We start from the raw sequence: 20,544 nt of genomic DNA on the forward strand, positions 1-20,544 counted from the left end.
GGAGGCGCGCCGACCCGCAGCCGACCCTGTCGCACCAAGTGACGCACCCGTACACGCGACCGTTGTCGCAACCCGGCTCCCGGACGTCCTCGCGCGGCCCGGCGTGACGACCGGCCGGACCCGGCTGCCCGACGGCGGAGAACGACCGGCCCGTGACAACGGAGGCCGGCGCCGCCGACATCGACGCGCACGTCACTTCGGCGCCTCCCGCGTCACACTCCCGGGCTCGGCCGGGGCCTGGGTGCGAAAGACATGGGGCGGCTCCCCTGTGATCTTGCGGAACACCCGGCTGAAGTAGGCGCGGTCGTGGAAGCCGACCGACCGGGCGACCGCGTGGATGCCGTCCCCGCTCTGCCGCAGCCGCTCACCCGCCCGCTGAATCCGCAACCGGGTGAGGTAGTCCCACACGGTCAGCCCGTACTGCTGGTGGAAGAGCCTGCTCAGATGGTCGGCGCTGATCCCGGCGGCCTCGGCGATCTGCCAGCGGGAGATGCGGTGCCGGTAGTGCTCGTAGAGGAAGACCAGCGCCGCGTTGACCGGGGCGCGGGAGCGCGTGGAGGGCGGACGACCCGTCATCAGCCGCAACAGCGCGGCTGTCTTCTCCGGCCCGAGGACCGTGTGATCGAGCAACAGGGCGGAGTGCGGCTCGGCGCGACGGGCGTCGGCCGTACCGAAGCCGCGGTCGCTCAGCACGACCACGGGACAGGGGGCGGGTCCCGCGCCGTGGTGCATGTGGTCGACGACGTCGAACGCGTACATGTCGGGCAGGGTCCGCTCCAGGATGATCAGCACGGGCGGCTCCTCCGTGACGAGGGCCAGCGCGGTCGTGCCGTCGGGCGCGATCCGCAGGGGATGATCGGGGAGCGCGGCCGACATGAGCCGGACACAGTCCTTGCGGGACCGCTCGGACGCGGCGGCCGCGATGACGGCCCCCCGCAGTGTGCCGGGGCGCAGGGAGCGCAGCGTACGGGACAGGTCCTGTCCCTCGGCGCCGTAGATGAGGAACGGGGTGTGCCGCAGCCGGGGGTGGTCGTGCAGGTGCTGTACGCCGGGCCACTCGTCGGGACCGGCGCCGGACGGGTCCCAGGCGACTGCGGCCGGGGCCAGTTCCTCGATCAGGGAGCCGATGTCGGCGCCCGCCGTCAGCCGGCGCAGCCGCAGACCGTGGCGTTCGGCGAGGCCACTCAGCTCGGGGGCGGGGCCCCGGGACGTGACTACCACAAGGACGTCCCCCCGTCCGGAGGCGGGCGGCGGGCCCCCACCGGGCGTGGGAAGGGGCAGGTCCAGAACGAGCCGCAGCCGGCCGGGGCCGCGATCGGTGGTGAGGGAACCCCCGTGCAGCATCGCCAGCCGGTGCGCCGTCGCCAGGCCGATCTCCGCAGCCCGCAGACCGACGGAGGTCGGTTCCGCCGGATCGGCGGGGCCGGGGGCTGTGGTCGCGCCGACCGGCCCAGGACCGTCGGGGGAAGTGGCCGGCGCGGCCTCCTGAACGGCCCCGGCCCCGGCGGCGGCGGGCACGGGCGGCCGGGGCGGTTCCTGGACGGTACGGGCCGAGGTGACGGTGGTACGGACCGACGCGGGACCGGCCTCGGCATCGAGTGTCACCCGGCCGTCGGCGCCCGCGTGGGAGGCGGCGGCGGACAGGAGGTTGGCGATGATCCGGCCGAGCCGGGCACCGTCGACCGGGACGACGGGCAGCCGGTCGGGCAGGGTGATGTCCCAGCTCGGGCCCGCCGGCCGGGCGGCGCTCGCGCTCAGGAACGCCCGGGCGAGCAGCGGCGCCGGGTCCTGGAGGCGGCGGGTCAGGTCCAGATCGTCCGCCTCGGACCGGGAGAGGTCGAGCAGGTTGTCGATCAGGGTGAGCAGTTGCGTGGCGTCGCGGCGCACGAGCGCGAGCGCGTCGCGCGGCCGGACGCCGGTGTGCCGCAGGAGGGATTCGACGGGGGTGCGCAGTTCGTGGGTGACATGGTCGAGCAGCCGGGTCTTGAAGCGGCTGGCCTGCTCGGCCGCGTCCCGCGCGCGCCGTACCTCGTCGAAGAGGCGAACCCCCTTGAGGGTCGCGCTGATCTGGTCGCCGAGCGCGCGGAACAGGGCCCCCGCGTGCTCGGCCTCCCGGACGGTCCCGGCATCGAAGACGGCGAAGCCGAGGTGGTCGTCACCGAGGTGCAGAGGTTCCAGGACGAGGGTGAAACGGCGGGCGTCCGGCATGAGCGGATCGGGCAGGAGCAGCGCCGCGGGGTAGGCCACGTCGGTGGCGGCGGTCCGTCCCCGGGCGAGGCGCTCGTCCTGGGCGAGCTGCACCCGGGCCAGACCGGGCACCGTGCGGTCCGTACGCCGGCCCGCCTCGTCGTACAGCACGAGGCGGCATCCGGGCATCCGCGCGGTGACCGTATGGCGTTCCAGTACGTCGGTGAGCCCTTCCACGTCCACGACGGTCGTCAGCGCCGTCCCCAGCTCCCGTAATCGCTGGGACTGCCGGACCTGTTCCCAGCGCTCGTACTCCAGCAGCCGGTGGGCCTTCTCGGCCACCATCAACCGGGCCTGCCCGAGCAGCAGTTCACCGTGCTCGCCGCGCGGGGGTGGCAGGGAGGCGAGGACGGGGCCGCGTATCCGCACGAGCGCCGCGTCCCAGGACGCCACGTCCCGCGAGGTATGGACGTGGGAGCCCAACAGGCGTTCCAGCAGGGGCAGGAATTCCCCGGCCGGGGCCGGCGCCGGGCCGGGGCCGGCGGGCACCGTGGCGATGAGCGCGGTGTCGGCGCGGAAGGCGGCGGCGAGCTGCGGCGCCGCGCGCGGCAGCGGTGCGAAGAGTTCCGACGCGGCGGGCCGGAGCCCCGGCGTGGCGGACGCACCGGTGGCGGCGCGCCCGTGAGCGACCAGGGGTGAGTGGCAGCCGCAGGACCGCCGTACGACCAGGGTCCCCGGCACCGCCGTACGGGCCGGCGGGTGCGAGCCGCGCAGCCGGGCCACGAGGGTGTCCACCGCGAGAGCGCCCAGCTCCGCGAACGGCAGCGCGACCGAGGTCAGCGGCGGGTCGGACAGCAGCGCTTCCGGGGAGTCGTTGAAGCCGACGACCGCGACCTCCTCCGGGACCCGTACTCCGCGTGCGGTCAGGAAACGCAGGGCGTCCGCCGCCAGCACGTCGCTGCAGGCGATCACCGCGTCGAAGTCGACACCCGGTACGAAGCCTCTGGCCTCGATCAGGATGCGCATCGCGGACGCTCCTGCGCCCGCCGCGAAGTCGACCGCCGCGCAGGTGAGGGAGCGGTCGTGCGCGACGCGGTGCCGTCCCAGTGCCGTCGTGAAGGCGCGGTGTCGCTCCTGGGAGACCGGATTGGCCAACGGGCCCCGGATACAGGCCAGTCGGCGGCGCCCGTGCACCCCCACCAGATGCCCGACGGCCTCCCGCATTCCCGCGTAGGAGTCGACGGTGAGGGTGTCCTCCAGGCCGCTCAGAGGCTGGTTGAGGCTCACTGCGGGCAGGCAGGCGAGCTGCCGCATCAGGCGTTCCGCGCGCTCGCCGGACGCCGGGAGGCCGAGCGTCGAACTCCAGCACACGACGCCGTCCAGCCGTGCGGGACCGACCAGTTCGTACAGCGCGCTGCGCGGGACGTCGCCGTGGCGCAGCGGTCCGCCCGGGAAGCAGACGAGGTTCACGTCGTTGCGTTCCGCCGCGCCGAGGGCGCCGGACCAGAGGGTGGCGCCGACCCCCAGGTGAATGTTCGCCGTGACGAGTCCGATCGTCGGACGCGCCCCGGTCGGGCGCCTCTCCGGCTCCCCGGCTGCGGGCGGCCCGCCCCGGTCTGACCCGTCCGGGGCGCCGTCCGTCACGCGCTTGTCCAGCTCGTCCATGCAGGTGCCTCCCTCACCGGGAAGAGCCGTCCGCCGCCGGTCACGCGTCCGTGGCCGGTCCGGGAAACGTAGACGAGGCAAAGGGCCGGGGCAAGACCGGTGACGAGCCTGATCACCGGTCCTGCCCCGGCCCGGGCCCGGCGCCCGGCGGTGGCCGGGCGCCGGGACGGGTACGGCGTGGGTCAGATCTTGCCGACGCCCGCGCCGGAGGTCACACTCCCCTTCACCGCCGAGGCGCTCTCGGCGGAGTAGCTGTAGGGGATGGCGGCCACGCTGCCACCGGTCTGGCCGGCCGTGGAATTGACGAAGTGGTTGTTCTTCGCGGCCAGTCCACCGGGGCCCGAGTCGGCCTCGCCCCGGTGGAAGGTGTCGTCGACGTTCTCGAAGTAGTTGCCCTCGACCAGGACACCGGCGTTCTCCGTGGAGGCGACGCCGTACGAGCTGACGTTGCTGAAGTAGTTGTTCAGCACGTGCACCGGATTCCCGAAGCGCACCCTGGGGTTGCGCTGCTTCGTGCCGTCGAACCAGTTGTGGTCGTAGGTGACCTTGAGCTTGCCGATGTCCTCGGAACCGTTGCCGTCGTCATGGCCGAGGAGCATGTTCTTGTCCTGGCTGTGCGTGCGGTTCCACGACACCGTGATGTTCGTGGACGCCCGCTTGATGTCGAGGGCGCCGTCCTTGGCACCGGAGATGGTGTTGTGGTCGATCCAGACCTTCGTGGAGTACTCGACGTTGATGGCGTCGTCGTTGGAGCCACTGAAGGAGAGGTTCTGGATGATCACGTTGTCGACCTTGCTGACGTTCAGCCCGCTGCCCGTGATCCGGCCGGCGGTGCCGACCCCGACCACGGTCTTGTTCGACGTCACCTTGGTCATGCTGCTGAGCTGGATGGTGCCGTTCACACGGATCACCAGGGCTCCGGTGCGCTTCAGGGCATCCGTCAGCTGGGTCGCGTTCGTGACGGTGACGGTGCTGCCGCCCGCGCCGCCGGTGGTGCCGGCGCCGAAGCCGACCGGTCCCGCGGCGGCGACGGCCCGGGGGCTGTCCTGCGGTGCCGGGGCTCCGTTGGCGGCGGTGGCCCCGGTCAGTGCCAGCGCGACAGCGGTCGTCGTCGCGGCGATCATGAGGGTGTGCCGTGCGCTCGTCCTGCGCATGGGGATTCTCCGTCCGTGGGGGTTACTGGAGAGAGCATGTGTACGGGTGGCACCGGTGCCGCGCGGCCGGCATTGAAGTGAGGCTAGAACGCTCGGTGTGGAGGATGACGCGACCTCTGTGGACTATTCCGCTCGGCCGGTGCCCCGGCCCCGCGCGTCACCTCGTCACCGGTTCTGCGCGACACGGCCTGGATCCCGAGGGCCTGCCTATCTCCCTCAGGAACATGTCGACCACGGGACTGGACGCACCAACGCCCCTGCTGAGGTGCCGGGTTGCAGTGAAGAGTGCGTAGGAGTCGTGAGAGTGCGTGCAAGATTCTCGGGATTCGGTGACGGGAGCGGAAAGCTCGGAGGGCTCACTCGGCGCTTTCGAACAGGTCGGGCGCCGACCCATGCGATGGGAGACCGATCAACGATGTTCACTCCGGTACGGAGCAGAGTGCGGACGGCCGCGCTCGCTCTCTCGGCCGTCGCGGCCCTCGCCTTCGGCACGACCGCCACGACCGGCGCGGCAGCGGCCCCCGCTCCTGCTCCCGCCCCCGCTCCCGCGAAACAGGGGCCGACCTCGGTGGCGTACGTCGAGGTGAACAACCACAGCATGCTCAACGTCGGCAGGTACACCCTCGCCGACGGCGGCAACGTCTTCGACGTCGCCGTGATCTTCGCGGCGAACATCAACTACGACACGGGCACGAAGGCGGCGTATCTGCACTTCAACGAGAACGTGCGGCGCGTCCTCGACAACGCCGCCACGGAGATACGGCCGCTGCAGCAGAAGGGCATCAAGGTCGTCCTCTCGGTGCTCGGCAACCACCAAGGCGCGGGCTTCGCCAACTTCCCGACCCGACAAGCGGCTTCGGCGTTCGCGACACAACTGTCGGACACCGTGGACGAGTACGGCCTCGACGGCATCGACTTCGACGACGAGTACGCCGGGTACGGCACCAACGGCACCGGCCAGCCCAACGCCGGCTCGTTCGTCCACCTGGTGACGGCGCTGCGCGCGGACATGCCGGACAAGATCATCAGCCTCTACAACATCGGCCCGGCCGCGGCGCGGCTCTCCTACGGCGGCGTGGACGTCTCGTCCAAGTTCGACTACGCCTGGAACCCGTACTACGGCACCTGGCAGGTCCCCGGCACGGCACTGCCCAAGTCGAAGCTGTCGCCGGCGGCCGTCGAGATCGGCCGGACCTCGCAGAGCACGGCCGCCGACCTCGCCCGCCGCACCGTCAGCGAGGGGTACGGCGTATTCATGACGTACAACCTCGACGGTGCCGATCGCAGCGCCGATGTCTCCGCGTTCACCAGGCAGCTGTACGGCAGTGACGCCTTCTACACCCCGTAAGGCGACCGCACGTCCGGCGCGGTGCTTCCTCGGGGCCTGCCGCGCCCCGTAGGGCCGAGGGCTCTGGACTCCACCGTGCTGGACGACGCGGTCGCCACCCAGGAAGTCGCCGGAGGTGACCCGGGAGGCAGCTGCGATGAATTCGCTGACGTCCGAGCCACCGTAGACGGCCAGGCCGAGCTTGCGTAGGGTCTCGAACCGGAACTGCTGGTCGTCCCGGCACATCAGATGCTGCGTTGCATCTCCCTTTCGAGAAGGGCACGGAAGGTGCGTGCCGGGCGACCGGTGAGGCGCTGGACGGTGTCGGTGATGCGGTCCTCCGCCCCTTCGGCGATGGCACGGTCCAAGCCGGCCAGCATCCCGGCGAACTCCGCCGGTATCAGCTGCGTGAGGTGATCGCGCATGTGCTCGTAGGACAGACGGCGGTGGACCACGGGCCTGCCGGTGAACTCAGTGATAATCGTGGCGATGTCGTCGTAGCTGAGCGCCTCCGGTCCGGTGAGGACGAGATCGCTGTTGGGGGCGTGTGCGTCGGTCAGGGCGTGAGCGGCGACGGCCGCGATGTCCTCGGCGTCGACGAAGCCCACCCGGCCGCTCCCGGTTGCGGTCCGGATGATGCCGTCTTCACGGATGCTCACGGAATGCGCGTGCGCGCCGGTGAAGTTCTGCATGAACCATGAGGGCCGGAGCACCGCCCACTGTTCGAACAGATCGGGCAAGGCCTGGTGCACCTTTCCCACCGCCGGGCCGCCCTCGGGTATGGCCGAGGAGCTGAGGAGCACCGCGCGGTGTACGCCGGCGGTGCGGGCCTGCCGGAGGAACGGCAGCATGACGGTCGCCGGGTCGGAGTCGCCCAGGGGCGGTATCGCGTAGACGCGGTCGACTCCGTCGAGGGCGGCTGCGTGAGTGGCGGGGGCGTACCAGTCGAAGACGACCGGCTCCGTGCCGGGGACCTGGGTGGCGTGGCGGCTGGCGGCTTTGACATGGTGACCGGCGGCGGTCAGCCGCGCGGCGGTGCGGCTGCCGGTGGTACCGGTGGCACCGATGACCAGAGTGGTGCCGGTGGCGGTCATCGGCTGCTCCCGGTGAAGTCGGTGCCGGGTGCGAGGACGGCGAGGGGGTTCCAGTAGTCGCGGTAGGAGGTGATGCGCCCGTCCCTGATGGTGACGACGGCGATGTAGGTCATGTCGAAGGCGCTGTCGGACTCCACCAGGCGGCCTACGCCGCGCATCTCGACCACGATGATCTCCGGATCGGTGGTCTCGTGGATCCGCAGCTCCGGGAAGTCGCGCAGATCGATGTGGTCGGGGTAGGCGCGCATGTAGGCGGCGATGGCCTCCCTGCCCTCCAGACGCGCGGGCCAGCCGTCGGGCGCGAAGGGAAACTCCATGACGCCGTCGTCGGCCCACAGGCCGACCCAGCCAGGGATGTTCTTGTCCAACAGCAGTCGCAGGCTGTGGCGGTAGAGATCCGCCGGAGAAGTTGGTGCGGACATGGGTATCCTCCTTCTTGTAGAATCCGGACCTTGGGTCCGTTTGAAGATACGGACCTGCGGTCCGTTTTTCAAGTGAGGAGCAACGTGCCCGAGCGCAAGCCCCGCAAGGACGCCGCCCGTAACCGGGAAGCCATCCTCGCGGCCGCCGACTCCCTCTTCGCCCGCCGCGGGAGTCCCGAAGACGTCACCATGGCCGGCATCGCAGCAGTGGCCGGCGTCGGCAAGGGCACGCTCTTCCGGGCTTTCGGCGACCGCCCCGGGCTACTCCGCGCGCTGTACGAGGCGCGGCTGGAACCGCTGAGGAAGGCCGTCGAGACCGGCCCGCCTCCCTTGGGGCCCGCCACCCCACCGCAGCGGCGCGCACCCGCCCTGCTCGACGCCGTCCTGTGCTTCAAATTCGACAACCGTCGCCTCACGCTGGCCCTGGAGGAGAGCGGGAGCAGCAGCCCGTATCAGGCGGAGCATTACGAGCGGTGGCACGGCCTGCTCCGAGTCGTACTGGAGCAGATACCCGGCCTGACCGACAGCGACTTCACCGCACACGCCCTGCTCGCCGCCACCCGAGCCGACCTCGTCGAGCACCTGGCCGGACAAGAGCGCGTGGGGCGCGAAAGAATGCGCGCGCAATTGGCGAACTTCACCACCAGAGTCCTGAGTCATGGCCGCCTACAGGGATCGACCGCCGAGGGCTGATCGATAGTCGAGCATGGGTTCGACGGGTGGGGCCTCTCACAAACGGGGGGGGGTTGCCCCTATGTCTTCGGTCGAGGTGGTCGGGTGGCAGTGTGGCTGTCATGGGTGATGAGGTGGCTGTTGGAGGGTCGGTGGGCGGGGGCATGCGTCCGTGCGACTTCTGTGGTCATTCGGTCGTCATCGACTCGGTCGACGAGCGTGACTGCCCCGTGTGCGGCGAGGCTGCTTGGGGTCAGGCAGCTGCGGCTGGCCGGGACGCGTAGAAGGTGCCGTCGCGGAGCATGGCGAAGAGGACGTCGGCCCGGCGTCGGGCGAGGCGGAGCAGAGCCTGGGTGTGGTGTTTGCCCTGGCTGATCTTCTTGTCGTAGTAGGCCCAAGAGGCCGGGTCGGCGAAGGAGGCGAACGCGGCGAGGAGGAAGGCCCGTTCGGGCTGCTTGTTTCCGTGTGTCCTGCGCGTGAGAAGGGGTTGTTTGTAGGGCAGCTCCCGATCATGGTGTGGTGTGAAAGATGAAGGTTTTTGGCCCTTCGGAGTCGCCCTGCGGGGGGAGGCTTCGATCCGCCTCATGCTGCGTTAGCCAATGACTGTCGTGGTGAGCGATGAGGACAAGGCGTCGTAAGAGGCGTCAGGTGGGGATCGGGAAGACGAACTCAAGTGAATCGCTGCTGACGTGTCGAAAAGCAGATAGATGACATCAAAACCGGGGTGTGGGAACGACCTCGGGATGAGCCTGGCGGGTTCCCGCTTATTGACCAGGTGGTGTCCGGCATGGAGGCGACGTGAGCCCGGTCTGCGGCTTTCGCACGGAACAGCAGAAGGCAGGTCCGGCACTGCTGCCGCACTGCGGCAGCGAGAGGGAGTGCCCCAAGCGGCAGACACCGTGAGGGGTCGAGTACCGATGCGGTACCTGCTGGCGGACCGGCTCGTAGTAGTGATGAAGCCCCTGTGACGGGGGTGGAGCGAAGGGGCCTGGGCGTTCGTGACTGAGTTGATCACATCAACCGGACGACGTCTGGGAGGAGTGCGATGAGCCAGTTGAAGTCATCGGCCAAGTTCTGGTGTGCGTCCACCGCGTTGTCGCTGATGACGAGAGCTGGGAGCCGTCATCACCGGCTTCTTCACGTTCCGAGGGGCAAGGGCGGCCGCTGCGATCCAGGCAGGGCCGACGGTCGAACAGTCGAGGTTCACGGTCCTGGAAACGACCGTTACACGAGTCGACATCGAGGACCAGCAACTGCGCACTGGACAGCGGCCTTTACAGCCACATCCTGGACTCCGGGTGCCCACGATGCGGCCGATGGCAACTGCGCTCCTGCTTGGCGACCCCGCGGAGCTTCAGTGCGAGCTCGATGTTCTTGCCTGCGGTCAGCCACGGGAACAGTGCGTGCTCCTGGAACATCAGGGCGGGCCGGCCATCCGTTCCGATCGAGCCGGCGGACGGCCGGTCCAGCCCCGCGACCAGGTTGAGCAGGGTGGATTTACCGCATCCTGAGGCCCCCAGGAGGGTGACGAACTCACCCGGCGCGACATCGAGCGTGATGTCGTCCAGCACGAGTTGCTGCCCGCCGGGCATGCCCGGCGCGGGGAAGGACTTCGAGACGTGTTCAATTCGGGCGGCGTGCGTCACCGGCGTGGCGTCTGCGGCAGCCTTGGCGATCGTGGTGGCCATGGTCGTCACCTGCTGGGGGGGCTCATCGGGTCCGGTTGCCGCTATTCGGCGCCGAGACCGGCGTCGTCGACCTCGTCCTTGCCGTCGGCCTTGAGGACCTTGTTGAGCGGTGCGAGATCGTAGATGCCCTTCAGATCGGGCTTCTCCAGCAGTCCGGCCTTCACCGCGTGCTTCGCCTGGCTGTCGAGGGTGGCGGCCAGCGGGTCGTCGAGGAAGGTGATGGACTTCCAGGCCGGGTCGAGGACCTCGGCGGGCAGCGCCTTGCCCGACAGTTCCTTCAGCGCCGCATTCGCGGAAGCCTTCGCCTTCTCCGGGTTGGCGTTGATCCACTCGTTGGTCTTCACCGAGCCGTGCAGCACGGCGTTGACGACGTCCGGGTGTTCCTTGAGGAACTTCTGCGACACGATGATGTTCGTGATCACGAACTTCTTGTCGGGCCACAGGGTGGACTCGTCGAGCAGTACCTTCGCGCCCTCGGCGACCAGCTTTGACGCAGTCGGTTCCGGTACCCACGCGCCGTCGATGGAGCCGGACTTGTAGGCATCCGGGGTGATCTTGTTGTCCGTGCGCACGACGGAGACGTCGCCCTTGCCGCTCTGCGCGTCGACCTCCCAGCCCTTCTCCGCGATCCAGTTCAGGAACGCGACGTCCTGGGTGTTGCCGAGCTGCGGCGTGGCGATCTTCTTGCCCTTGAGGTCGTCCAGGGACTTGATCCGGTCCGGGTCGACGACGAGCTTCACGCCGCCGGAGGCGGAACCGCTGATGATCCGCAGGTTCGCGCCGTTCGACTTGGTGTAGCCGTTGATGGAGGGGGAGGGGCCTATGAAACCGATGTCGATGGAGCCGGCGTTCAGCGCCTCGATCTCGGAGGGGCCGGCGTTGAAGGTGGACGCCTTGATCGTGGTGCCGCCGAGCTCCTTCTGGAGCAGCCCCTCCTGGACGCCCACCAGAGCGGTCGCGTGCGTGAGGTTGGGGAAGTGACCGATCCGTACTTCGTCGACGGAGAGCTTCTCGGCGTCCGCCGCGACCTCGGTCTGCTTGCCGTCGTCAGTGGACTCGGAACCGTAGCCGCACGCGGTGATCAGGAGAGGAAGTGCGGCTATGGCGGCGATGGTGCGCAGGGTGGTGAGCGGTCTTGCGGAAGACACGGAGGTGTCCCTTCTGGGGATGGGTGGTCAGGGATGCAGAAAAATGCGAGGTGTGCTGCTTCTCGGCACGTACTGACACCCCCTCCTGGCCATCGGCGGCAGTCGTGCTGTCACGGGCAGATAACTGCGACGTGGGGCGTAGTCGGCGAGGATGTCCGATCCGCCGAGAGTGCGCGGGCCGGGAAGCAGCTCTGGCAGGAAGCGAGTCAGCTTCTGCGGCGTCAGAGGGGCCGACAGATGGCACTGGCCGTGCGGCCGAGGTCGATATGGCGACGCCGGGTCAGCAGGGGCAGCGACCGGGCTGCACGGTTGAACGCTCCCATTCCCCTGACCCCCCGAGATCCCTAGTTTTCCTACCTGGTTGATAGGGATCGTGGCAGAAGATGGCGTCGGCCCCAAGGGGTGTTTCGCATGGTGGATGCTGCCATCCCGCCTTGCGGGACAGCAGTCAGTTGATCCAGCGCGTCAGGGGTTTACCCAGGCCCTGGAGGTCTTGGTCAACGCGGATACCTCGGGGGGCAGTTGGGCCGACGACACATCGGCGAGCGACACGCCTTCGAGGATCTCGCGCACGTTTGATCGCAGCGCGATCCAGAGGGGGAGCAGTGACTCGGCGGGACCGGTGTAGGACAGCTCCGGGGGGCGGACCCCTCGCACCGACACCAGCGGGCCGTCCACGACGCGGATGACGTCGGCGATGCTGATGGACTCGGCGGGCTTGGCCAAACGGTAGCCGCCGTTGCCCCCGCGCTGGCTGAGCACGAGGCCGCCCCGGCGCATGTCGTTGAGGATGCCTTCGAGGAACTTGTGTGGAATGTCCTGGGCATCGGCGATGGCCTCGGCCTTCAGTGGCCCGTCGTCCCGCGAGGCGGCGAGCTGCAGCGCGGCACGTACCGCGTAGTCCGCCCTGGCTGAGATCCGCATGCACACATTATCCCGCATGGCTCGGTCGGTGTCCGGGGCGGGGCCGCAGGGCAGGGTGCTTCTGCCCTGCGGCCCCGGGGCTCAGGCCGCGGCGGGGGTGTAGTGCGAGGCGTCGTCGCCCTCGACGACGTGGCTGGGGGTGCCGTCGACACCGGCGGGGACGTCGCCAGCGACGGTCACCCGGTGTAGCAGGCGCGGCAGGTCGCCGTAGTCGTCGGGGGCGTAGTGCTGGGTGATGCGATTGTCGAAGAGGACGAGGTCGCCCGGTGTCCAAACCACGCGAACGATGTTCTCGGGGCGGGTGACGTACGACTGGAAGATGCGCAGCAGGTCCCGGGAGTCGGAGGGGCCGAGGCCGACGATGCTCTGGGCGAAGCCGCCGATGAACAGTCCGCGCTCCCCGGTCTCCGGGTGGACGCGGACGACCGGGTGGGCGGTGCGGTACTTGCGGGAGACGAACCGCTTGCGGTGCTGGGCCGCCTTCTCGCTCTTCGGGGCGGCGTAGTCGTAGGCGTTGGTATGCACCGCCCACAGCTTGTCCGCCAGCTCGCGCAGCGGCTCGGGCAGGTCCCGGTACGCGGCGGCCGAGTTGGCGATGAGGGTGTTTCCGCCGTAGGGCGGGACCACGATGCTGCGCAGCGTGGACGCCTTGGGGGGAGTACGGACGAAGGTGACATCGGTGTGCCAGTGGTTGGCGCGGATGCCCTCGTCGCCGTCGACGGGCAGGATCTGGGGCTGGCCGTCGACGGAGGGGACGGTCGGGTGCGCGGTGGTGAGGTCGCCGAAGAGGGAGGCGAAGCTGAGCTGGCCCGCGTCGTCGAGATTCTGGTCGCGGAAAACGAGTGCCTTGTGTTGCAGGAGTGCGGAGTTGATCTCGGTGACGACGGCGCGGTCGAGTTCGGTCGAGAGGTCCACGCCGAGGATCTCCGCGCCGATACGGCCGCCGATCCTGCGGATGTCGAAGCCCGTGCTGGTGGTCATGTGCGGGTGTTCCCTTCAGGAGGTGATCAGCGGATAGGTGATCTGGAGGGCCGTCAGGAGGTGATGGGCAGGGAGTTTTTCTTGCACCCCGGCGGTCCCAGGGGAGGGCGACGGCCGACGTGCGCCCGGGGTACGGCCTTGTCCCCAGCCGATGTGCCTGCGGTAGCTGCCGAGGAGGCCCCCACGGTCGAGGTGCTCCTCGTCCCGGGCGGTGGGGTCGGCGGGCGGTGGGCGGGTCAGTGGTTCGACGTGGAGCGCGTCGGCCGGGCAGTTCGATTCGCGCTGGAAGCAGGCCGGCGGGCTCCGGGGGACGTACGAGGCGCCGGTGCCGGCGGAGGCACCGCTGGTGCCGCAGTGGCCCCTGTCGTCGAGGACCACATCCGCTCCGTCCTGGTTCGGCTCGAGCGCGGCCGAGGTGGCCGAGGTGGCCGCGGGGCCGCTGCCGGCCACCAGGACGTCCGTGGTGAGGTCCAGTCCGGTCATGCCGGCTGCCCTTCTGCTACGGCCGCCGCGGCCAGCCGGTTGGCGGGGCGGGCCAGACCGTAGTTCTCGCGCAAAGTACCGCCGGTGTACTCGGTACGGAAGAGGCCGCGCCGCTGCAGGATCGGGACGACGTGGTCGACGAAGTCCTCCAATCCACCCGGCAGATGGGGCGGCATGATGTTGAAGCCGTCGGCGGCATCCTGGGTGAACCACTCCTCCAGCTGGTCGGCTATCTGTTCGGGCGTGCCGGCGAAGACGCGATGGCCGCGTCCGGCGCCGAGGCGGGCGATGAGCTCGCGCAGGGTGAGGCCGTCCCGGCGGGCGAGTTCGGCGACGAGCGTGAAGCGGCTCTTGTTGCCGTTGATGTCCCGTTCCTCGGGCAGTTCGGGCAGCGGCCCGTCCAACGGCAGCCCGGTCAGGTCGGTGCCCAGCATCCCGGACAGCTGGGTGAGCCCGTATTCGGGTACCTGGAGGTCCGTCAGTTCCTGTTCCAGCGCGCGGGCCTCGGCCTCGGTCGACCCGATGACGGGGGCGATTCCGGGCAGTACCAGCAGTTCGTCCCCGGTGCGACGGAAGCGGGCGAGCCGGGACTTGAGATCCTTGTAGAAGGCTTGGCCGTCGGCGAGGGTCTGCTGGGCGGTGAAGACGGCCTCGGCGTACTGGGCGGCGAACTCCTTGCCGTCCTCCGACGAACCGGCCTGCACCAGCAGGGGGTACCCCTGCGGGGTGCGCGGTACGTTCAGCGGGCCCTGCACGCCGAAATGCTTTCCACGGTGGTTGATCTCCCGCACCTTGTCGGTGTCGGCGTAGACACCGCGCTCGCGGTCGAGCAGGATCGCGTCGTCTTCCCAGCTGTCCCACAGCTTGGTGGCGACCTCGACGAACTCCCGTGCCCGTTCGTAGCGCAGCCGATGCTCCAGGTGTTCCTCCTGCCCGAAGTTGCGGGCCTCGTTCACGGTGCCGGAGGTCACGATGTTCCAGCCGGCCCGGCCACCGCTGATGTGGTCCAGGGAGGCGAACTTACGGGCGGTGTGGAAGGGTTCGTTGAAGGTGGTGGAGACGGTCGCGATCAGGCCCACGTGCTCGGTGACCGTCGCGAGGGCAGACAGCAGGGTGAGGGGCTCGAAGCCGCCGAGGGCGTTGTGGCGGACCTTGCCCCACAGGGCCAGGCCGTCGGCGAGGAAGACCGAGTCGAGCAGGCCGCGCTCGGCAGTCTGCGCCAGCTGCTGGAAGTAACGCAGATCGGTGACACGCCCGGGCTGGGTGCGGGGGTGTCGCCAGGCTGCGTCGTGGTGGCCGGCGTTCATGAGGAAGGCGTTGAGGTGGAGCCGACGAGGGCTGGCAGCGGTCATGAGATTCCTCGGGTCGAGGGTGGGACGGCCGGGAGAGGCAGGACACCGAAAATGGGGGGCGATCGAGTCAGCCGCCGACTGGCAGGCGCCAGGAACTGAGCCGCCGCTCGACGGCAACCAGGAGCTGGTTGAAAGTCACGCCGATGGCGGAGATCGTGATGATGCCCGCGTACATCTGGGGGATCGCGAAGTTGTACTGCGAGGCGTTGATCAGATAGCCGAGACCCGCCTTGGCGCCGATCATCTCGGCGGCGACCAGCACCAGGATCGACACCGCTCCCGCCAGCCGGATACCGGTGAACATCACAGGCACCGAGGAGGGCAGAATGATTTTCTGGAACAGACGGGGCGCGGACAGGTCCATCGACTTCGCCAGCTTCAGCAGGGTCGGATCGACGTTGCGAACCGCGCTGATGGTGTTGAGCAGGATCGGCCAGGCGCACGCATACACCACGATGGAGATCTTCGAGGTCTCGCCGATCCCCAGCAGCAGTACGAACACCGGAAGCAGAGCCAGCGCCGCGGTGTTGCGGAACACCTCGAGAAGCGGTCCGAGGAGGTCGGCGACGGGCCGGTACCAGCCGATCAGCAGACCCAGCGGCACCGCGACGGCCAGCGCGAGACCGAATCCGCTGAACGAGCGCACAAGGCTGGCGCGTGTGTTGTCGGCGAGCTGACCGTCGGCGGCCAGCCCCCACCAGGCACGGGCGACCTCGCTGAACGGCGGCAGGAAGGTCTGGTCGACCAAGCCGAGTCGGGGAGCGGTCTCCCACAGCAGCAGCAGCGCCACGAGCGCCGCGGACTTGGTCACCCCCCTGACCAGCAGGCGCAGCAGTCGGCGGACCCGGGCCGCCGTAACGGGGACTTGCTGACGCGTTCCCGACTGCAGTGCGTCATGCGGCGAGGGCTCGGCGGGCGGCGTAACAGAGGACTGGGCCGGGACGGGCTCGGCCCCGCTCACCGAGCCCACTGCCGCGGTCTTCTCTGTGGCCGTGCCGGATACGGGGCTCATACGGAAGCCTCCTCCTTCTCCAACTGCTGTGCTCTGGCGACCTCGTCGTGCAGCAGCGACCAGATCTTGTGCCGGTGTCGTGCGAACTCGGGGCTGGAGCGCAGGTCGTCCGTCGCCGTACGGGAATCGAAGGCGACCGGCACGATCTGCTTGATGCGGCCCGGCCTCGATGTCATGACGGCGACGCGCTGTCCCAGGTAGACAGCCTCGTCGATGCTGTGCGTGATGAAGACGACGGTCTTGCCGGTGCGCTGCCAGATGCGCAGCAGCTCGTCCTGCAGCGATTCCCGGGTCTGGGCGTCCAGCGCGGCGAACGGCTCGTCCATGAGCAGGACATCGGGGTCGTAGGCGAGGCTGCGGGCGATCGCCACGCGCTGTCGCATCCCGCCCGACAGCTCGTGCGGATGGCGCTCCTCGAACCCGGACAGACCAACCAGGTCCAGGAACTCCTGTGCTCGCGCTCCACGTTGTCGTCGTGGTACGCCGGTCGCCTCCAGACCGAACTCGACGTTGCCCCGTGCCGTGCGCCACGGCAGCAGCGCGTATTGCTGGAACACGATGCCTCGGTCCAGGCCCGGGCCGGTGACGAGTTGCCCGTCCAACAGGATTCGTCCACCGGTGGGCTGGGTGAGGCCGCCGAGCAGATCGAGCAGGGTCGACTTTCCGCAGCCGCTGGGACCGACCAGGACGATGAACTCACCGGCCGCTATCTCCAGATCGATGTCGTCGAGGGCGGCGAGATGAGTCGTCTGCGCCGCCCCCGGGCGGTCCGTGCCCGCTCGGCCCTTCCTGGACCGGTCCTTGACGGCGAAGTCCTTCCGCACGCGCTCGATCACGACCTTGGGTGTGATGGATTCCTTGGTGGAGTCCGGCATGGGTCAGCTCCCGCTCGTCGAAGGGGAGGAGGCCGCTGGGGAAGCCTCCGTGCCGCCCTTGCCGGCGGCGTTGAACTCATTGGTGTAGAGGTCGGACAAGGCGACCTGGCCTTTCTGGATGTCACTCCGGTCGGCCAGCCAGTCGATCCACAACTGGATCTCCGGGCCGGTGATCCGGCCCGCCGTCTCGGCGACGCCATAGGATCGCCAGAACTTCAGCGGTGCGCTGTCCTCGTTGCGACCGCGCTCTTTCACGATGTCGGTCATCCGCGCGATGACCTCTTCGCGCGGAGTGGAACGGGACCACTCGATGGCCCGCCCCACGGCAGTGACGAAGACCCGGGCCGTCTCTGGGTTCTGCTTCAGGAAGCGGTCCGTCATCACGAACGTGCCGGCGCTGAACGAGCCGAGCAGCTCATGGTCCGTGAACAGCGGACGGACGCCCCCGGTGGCCAGGGCCTTGTCGCGCAGAATGCCACCGAGCACGGCCACGTCGATCTGCTTCTGCCGCAGCGTCTGCTCGGTGTTGACCGGTGGAACCACGAGGGGTTCCACCTCTGCGATCTCTGTCCGGGAGAGGCCGCCTCGTTGCAGGTAGATGTCGAGCACGGCCTCGGAATGTGCCCCGAGGGTGTTCATTCCGACCTTCTTGCCCAGCAGGTCCCGGGCCGAGCGGATGGGGCTGTCCGTGAGGACGTAGAAGCCGTTGTAGGCGTGCTTGTCGGAGCCGTAGTAGCTGATGACGGCCTTGATGGGGGCGTTGCCGGCGGCCAGTTTGACCACAGCGCCGTTGAAGGCGCCGCCGAAGTCGGTCTGGCCGGTGGCCGCGGACTGGATGTCCTGCGGCCCGCTGATGGTGTTGCCGACCCACTTCAGCTTCACGTCCTCCAGATAGCCGAGGTCCTCGGCCAGCTCCGGCAACGTGACCTGACCGGCCCAACCTTGGTACCGGAGCGTCTTGGTCCGTCCCTTTCCGGAGGTAGCTCCGGTCGCGTTGGTGCCGCAGCTCACGGCCACCGCGGAAAGGCCGAGCAAGGAGAGGAACTGGCGTCGGGACGCTGCCGTAGTGGCCATGGAAAGGGTCCTGTTCAGACGAATAGGGAGCGACGTGGATTCGGCGGGCGTACTTTCCTGGAGGGTGAGACGAGACGCCTGCAGGGGTTTTTGGTTTGAGGAATCCCCAGCGAAAGGTGTGCTCGGCAGGTAAGCGCGGCAAGGTGGGACGTCGGCTGAGAAAGGAGAGCTCGTCAGAATGCCTGCGAGAAATCAGTGAGTCACCACGGCAAAATGAACTGGCCGTAGCAACCGACTTCGCAATGGAGCGGGCGAGAGCGGTGCTCGTCAGCGGTTTAGCGGCCGACGGCACAGATGGCACTGGCCTGACGTCGCAGATCGACGTGCAGGTGTGCGGCGAGGTTCTCGAAGTTGCTCACAGTCAACAGAGTTGCAGCCAATTTTGGACACGTCAACGCCGTGCGCGCGGATGTCTCATATTCTGAACTGCCTGACATGCAGGTGCAGTGCGGCGTTCACAATTGCCTGGATGCGAGATCTCGTGGCGAATACCGATCACGCCGAGTTCTGCCGCGATATTCCGATCCAATTCGTTTCCGGAGCGTGCGCTCCGCCGCAGATCCGGAGCCCCGGGCCCTCAGGGTCGGACAGGCAGGACGAACGGAGGGTGCGCACCGTTGAGGAAGTAGTCCCCGACGTCGCGCAGTCGGGGGGCGACCGGCACGTACAGGGTGTGGGTCCGGGCGTTGCGCCAGAAGCGGTCGAAGCCCAGACGCGAGGACGCGGAGCGGGAGCCGATGATGTCGAGGGCGCGGGAGGTGGACTCCTGCGCAGACCTGGAAGCAGCGGCTTCGGCCATGGCCACGAGAACGGAGATTTCCGCGTACTCGTCGTAGGTGAGGCCCTCGCCACGTGCCAGCCCTCCGTGCACGGCTTCCTGCGCTTGATCGGCGAGTGCGGACGCGGAGCGGGTGAGGACGGTGAGTTCGCCGAAGACGGTCAGTACCTGCGGGTCCTGGGGGGAGCCGGCCGGCCAGGCGGGGTACCAGGGCGAGTGGCCCACCCGGCTGTACTCGCGGGCCTCGGCGAGCACTCCCTCAGCGATGCCGAGAAGGAGCTGGGCCGAGAGTAGGCGCCCGACCGGCGATGCCAGAGCAGCCGCGGGTGACAGAATGTCCTCGTCCGCGGACAGGGAACCGAGCACGTCCTGGGCAGCGACCGGTACGGCGTCGAATTCCACGCTCCCGCCGGCCGCGAGCCGCTGGCCGAAGGTGTCGGCGTCGCCGTCGACCCTCACGCCGTGCTGGGCGGGATGGGCGACGACGGCGAGCGGTTCGCCGGTGTCGGCCAGCTCGGCTCGCACGGCGAGGTGGTCGGCGACCAGCACCCCGGTGGCGTAGCTCTGCCGACCGTCGAGAACATAGCCACCGGCTTTCCTGGTCAGTGTCAGAGGCAGTTCCTGACGGGCGAAGCCACCACCCCAGCACCACTGTTCCGCCGCGGACTCCCGCTCGACCTGAGCGGCGAGAGCGGGCTCGGTGAAGAACCGGGCGCTCGACGACAGGAAGTAGTGACAGCCGAGCAGTTGACCGATCGCGGCGTCGGCGGCGGCGATCTCGCGGACGACGGCGTAGGCGGTGGTCCAGTCCGCACCGCCTCCCTCGAGCTCGGCCGGCATCAGGAGGGTCAGCAGTCCCGCTTCACGCAGTCGGGCCACCTCGTCGAAAGGGGCCTTGCCCGCCTGCTCCCTGGCCGCCGCGTCCGTGGCCAGGTCGTCAGCAGTTTCGCGGGCCACGCGCAGCCAGTGCGCGCGGCCGGGCCCGGCCCGGCCGGATTCCGGGGCGGGGCCGGACGGCGCAGTGTCAACGCCCATGACGGTGGTCTCCTCAAGGCCGGTGACAAAGTGCGGTGTCGGTGCTCTCCTGCTGGTCGGGCACGTACTTGTAGCCCACGCGCCGTATGGTGACGATGCGGTGCCGGTGAGCCCTGCCGAGCTTGCGGCGCAGGCGCGCGATGTGGACATCCACGGTGCGGCCGTCGCCGATGTGGTCGTAGCCCCAGATGTCGGCGATCAGCTGTTCGCGCGAATGCACCTGGTGGGGATGCTGAGCGAGATGGGCCAGCAGCTTGAACTCAAGGTATGTGAGGTCGAGTTCGCGTCCGTCCAGTTGCGCAGCATGCCGTGCGGGATCGATGCTGACGGCGCCGCCTGCAGTCTGCTGCGCGGGAGGTGAGTCCGTGTAGGCGACCGGTCGGATCGCCGGTCGTGTCACGCCCTCGGCGAAAAGCCGGGCGGGGTCGGTGCCCTCGGGGACGAGTACGAGGTAGCCGACGAGGGGAGCGGAACCGGCTCCCTCGTCGCCGAACTGCGCGGTGCCGTTCACGAGGCGGAGATGGCGCATGTCGGGCAGTGGCGAATCCGATGGAGTGGCCGGAAGTGCCGTGGTCATGGCGGTCGTCCTTCAGGGGTGCGTCGGGTCATCAGCGCACCGGTGGGTTTGCCTGATCACCTGGGATGAGAGAGAAGGATCGGAGTGGCACGCGCA

At 69.0% G+C, this 20,544-nt stretch carries 17 protein-coding genes and 2 pseudogenes; 2 read left to right on the top strand and 17 right to left on the bottom strand.

Annotation, left to right across the window (positions count from 1 at the left end):
• Positions 1 to 192 precede the first annotated feature (192 nt).
• A complete protein-coding gene (locus ACWD04_RS18265; protein ID WP_451133054.1) occupies positions 193 to 3,852 on the bottom strand; it encodes a substrate-binding domain-containing protein in 3,660 nt (1,219 codons plus the stop codon).
• A 182-nt stretch (positions 3,853 to 4,034) separates the two neighbouring features.
• A complete protein-coding gene (locus tag ACWD04_RS18270; protein ID WP_451133056.1) occupies positions 4,035 to 5,006 on the bottom strand; it encodes a pectate lyase family protein in 972 nt (323 codons plus the stop codon).
• A 415-nt stretch (positions 5,007 to 5,421) separates the two neighbouring features.
• Between ACWD04_RS18270 and ACWD04_RS18275 the strand changes: the two genes are divergently transcribed.
• Positions 5,422 to 6,354, top strand: a complete 933-nt coding sequence (locus ACWD04_RS18275) for an endo-beta-N-acetylglucosaminidase H (protein WP_451133058.1) — start codon at positions 5,422 to 5,424, stop codon at positions 6,352 to 6,354.
• Between the two features lie 224 nt (positions 6,355 to 6,578).
• Here ACWD04_RS18275 and ACWD04_RS18280 read toward each other — a convergent pair whose 3' ends face one another.
• Together ACWD04_RS18280 and ACWD04_RS18285 are read right to left on the bottom strand one after the other, a co-directional pair.
• Positions 6,579 to 7,427 (bottom strand): NAD(P)H-binding protein, encoded by an 849-nt coding sequence (locus tag ACWD04_RS18280; RefSeq protein ID WP_451133060.1) that lies wholly within the window; start codon positions 7,425 to 7,427, stop codon positions 6,579 to 6,581.
• On the bottom strand, positions 7,424 to 7,849 hold the full coding sequence (locus tag ACWD04_RS18285) for a nuclear transport factor 2 family protein (protein ID WP_451133062.1): 426 nt from the start codon (positions 7,847 to 7,849) through the stop codon (positions 7,424 to 7,426). Before ACWD04_RS18285 ends, ACWD04_RS18280 begins: the two co-directional genes overlap by 4 nt.
• 84 nt (positions 7,850 to 7,933) lie before the next feature.
• Between ACWD04_RS18285 and ACWD04_RS18290 the strand changes: the two genes are divergently transcribed.
• Positions 7,934 to 8,542, top strand: a complete 609-nt coding sequence (locus tag ACWD04_RS18290) for a TetR/AcrR family transcriptional regulator (RefSeq protein WP_451133064.1) — start codon at positions 7,934 to 7,936, stop codon at positions 8,540 to 8,542.
• Between the two features lie 232 nt (positions 8,543 to 8,774).
• Here ACWD04_RS18290 and ACWD04_RS18295 read toward each other — a convergent pair.
• The 13 genes and pseudogenes from ACWD04_RS18295 to ACWD04_RS18355 form a co-directional block, all read right to left on the bottom strand.
• Positions 8,775 to 8,984, bottom strand: a pseudogene (locus ACWD04_RS18295) (IS110 family transposase); the annotation flags it as partial.
• 862 nt (positions 8,985 to 9,846) lie between these two features.
• Positions 9,847 to 10,209, bottom strand: a pseudogene (locus ACWD04_RS18300) (ATP-binding cassette domain-containing protein); the annotation flags it as partial.
• A 41-nt stretch (positions 10,210 to 10,250) separates the two neighbouring features.
• Complete coding sequence (locus ACWD04_RS18305; RefSeq protein ID WP_451133066.1) at positions 10,251 to 11,357, bottom strand: aliphatic sulfonate ABC transporter substrate-binding protein; 1,107 nt, start codon at positions 11,355 to 11,357, stop codon at positions 10,251 to 10,253.
• A 221-nt stretch (positions 11,358 to 11,578) separates the two neighbouring features.
• A complete protein-coding gene (locus ACWD04_RS18310; RefSeq protein WP_451133068.1) occupies positions 11,579 to 11,680 on the bottom strand; it encodes a putative leader peptide in 102 nt (33 codons plus the stop codon).
• 142 nt (positions 11,681 to 11,822) lie between these two features.
• The gene (locus tag ACWD04_RS18315) at positions 11,823 to 12,281 is read right to left on the bottom strand and encodes an RrF2 family transcriptional regulator (RefSeq protein ID WP_451133070.1); all 459 of its coding nucleotides are present in this window, start codon (positions 12,279 to 12,281) and stop codon (positions 11,823 to 11,825) included.
• Between the two features lie 81 nt (positions 12,282 to 12,362).
• Positions 12,363 to 13,262 carry a TauD/TfdA dioxygenase family protein gene (locus ACWD04_RS18320; RefSeq protein ID WP_451133072.1) on the bottom strand — a complete coding sequence of 300 codons (900 nt, stop codon included), beginning with the start codon at positions 13,260 to 13,262 and terminating at the stop codon, positions 12,363 to 12,365.
• A 15-nt stretch (positions 13,263 to 13,277) separates the two neighbouring features.
• Positions 13,278 to 13,745, bottom strand: coding sequence for a hypothetical protein (locus ACWD04_RS18325; RefSeq protein ID WP_451133074.1), 468 nt, complete (start codon positions 13,743 to 13,745; stop codon positions 13,278 to 13,280).
• On the bottom strand, positions 13,742 to 15,097 hold the full coding sequence (locus ACWD04_RS18330; protein ID WP_451133076.1) for an LLM class flavin-dependent oxidoreductase: 1,356 nt from the start codon (positions 15,095 to 15,097) through the stop codon (positions 13,742 to 13,744). The genes ACWD04_RS18325 and ACWD04_RS18330 overlap by 4 nt, the downstream gene beginning before the upstream one ends.
• Before the next feature lie 67 nt (positions 15,098 to 15,164).
• Positions 15,165 to 16,109 (bottom strand): ABC transporter permease, encoded by a 945-nt coding sequence (locus tag ACWD04_RS18335; RefSeq protein WP_451133078.1) that lies wholly within the window; start codon positions 16,107 to 16,109, stop codon positions 15,165 to 15,167.
• Positions 16,106 to 16,984: an ABC transporter ATP-binding protein gene (locus ACWD04_RS18340; protein WP_451133080.1), complete on the bottom strand. Its 879-nt coding sequence runs from the start codon at positions 16,982 to 16,984 to the stop codon at positions 16,106 to 16,108. Before ACWD04_RS18340 ends, ACWD04_RS18335 begins: the two co-directional genes overlap by 4 nt.
• 3 nt (positions 16,985 to 16,987) lie before the next feature.
• Complete coding sequence (locus ACWD04_RS18345; RefSeq protein ID WP_451133082.1) at positions 16,988 to 18,058, bottom strand: ABC transporter substrate-binding protein; 1,071 nt, start codon at positions 18,056 to 18,058, stop codon at positions 16,988 to 16,990.
• Between the two features lie 577 nt (positions 18,059 to 18,635).
• The gene (locus tag ACWD04_RS18350; RefSeq protein WP_451133084.1) at positions 18,636 to 19,871 is read right to left on the bottom strand and encodes an acyl-CoA dehydrogenase family protein; all 1,236 of its coding nucleotides are present in this window, start codon (positions 19,869 to 19,871) and stop codon (positions 18,636 to 18,638) included.
• 13 nt (positions 19,872 to 19,884) lie between these two features.
• Positions 19,885 to 20,448 carry a winged helix-turn-helix domain-containing protein gene (locus ACWD04_RS18355; protein WP_451133086.1) on the bottom strand — a complete coding sequence of 188 codons (564 nt, stop codon included), beginning with the start codon at positions 20,446 to 20,448 and terminating at the stop codon, positions 19,885 to 19,887.
• Between the last annotated feature and the right edge of the window lie 96 nt (positions 20,449 to 20,544).

The organism is Streptomyces sp. NPDC002911 (genome assembly GCF_053591835.1).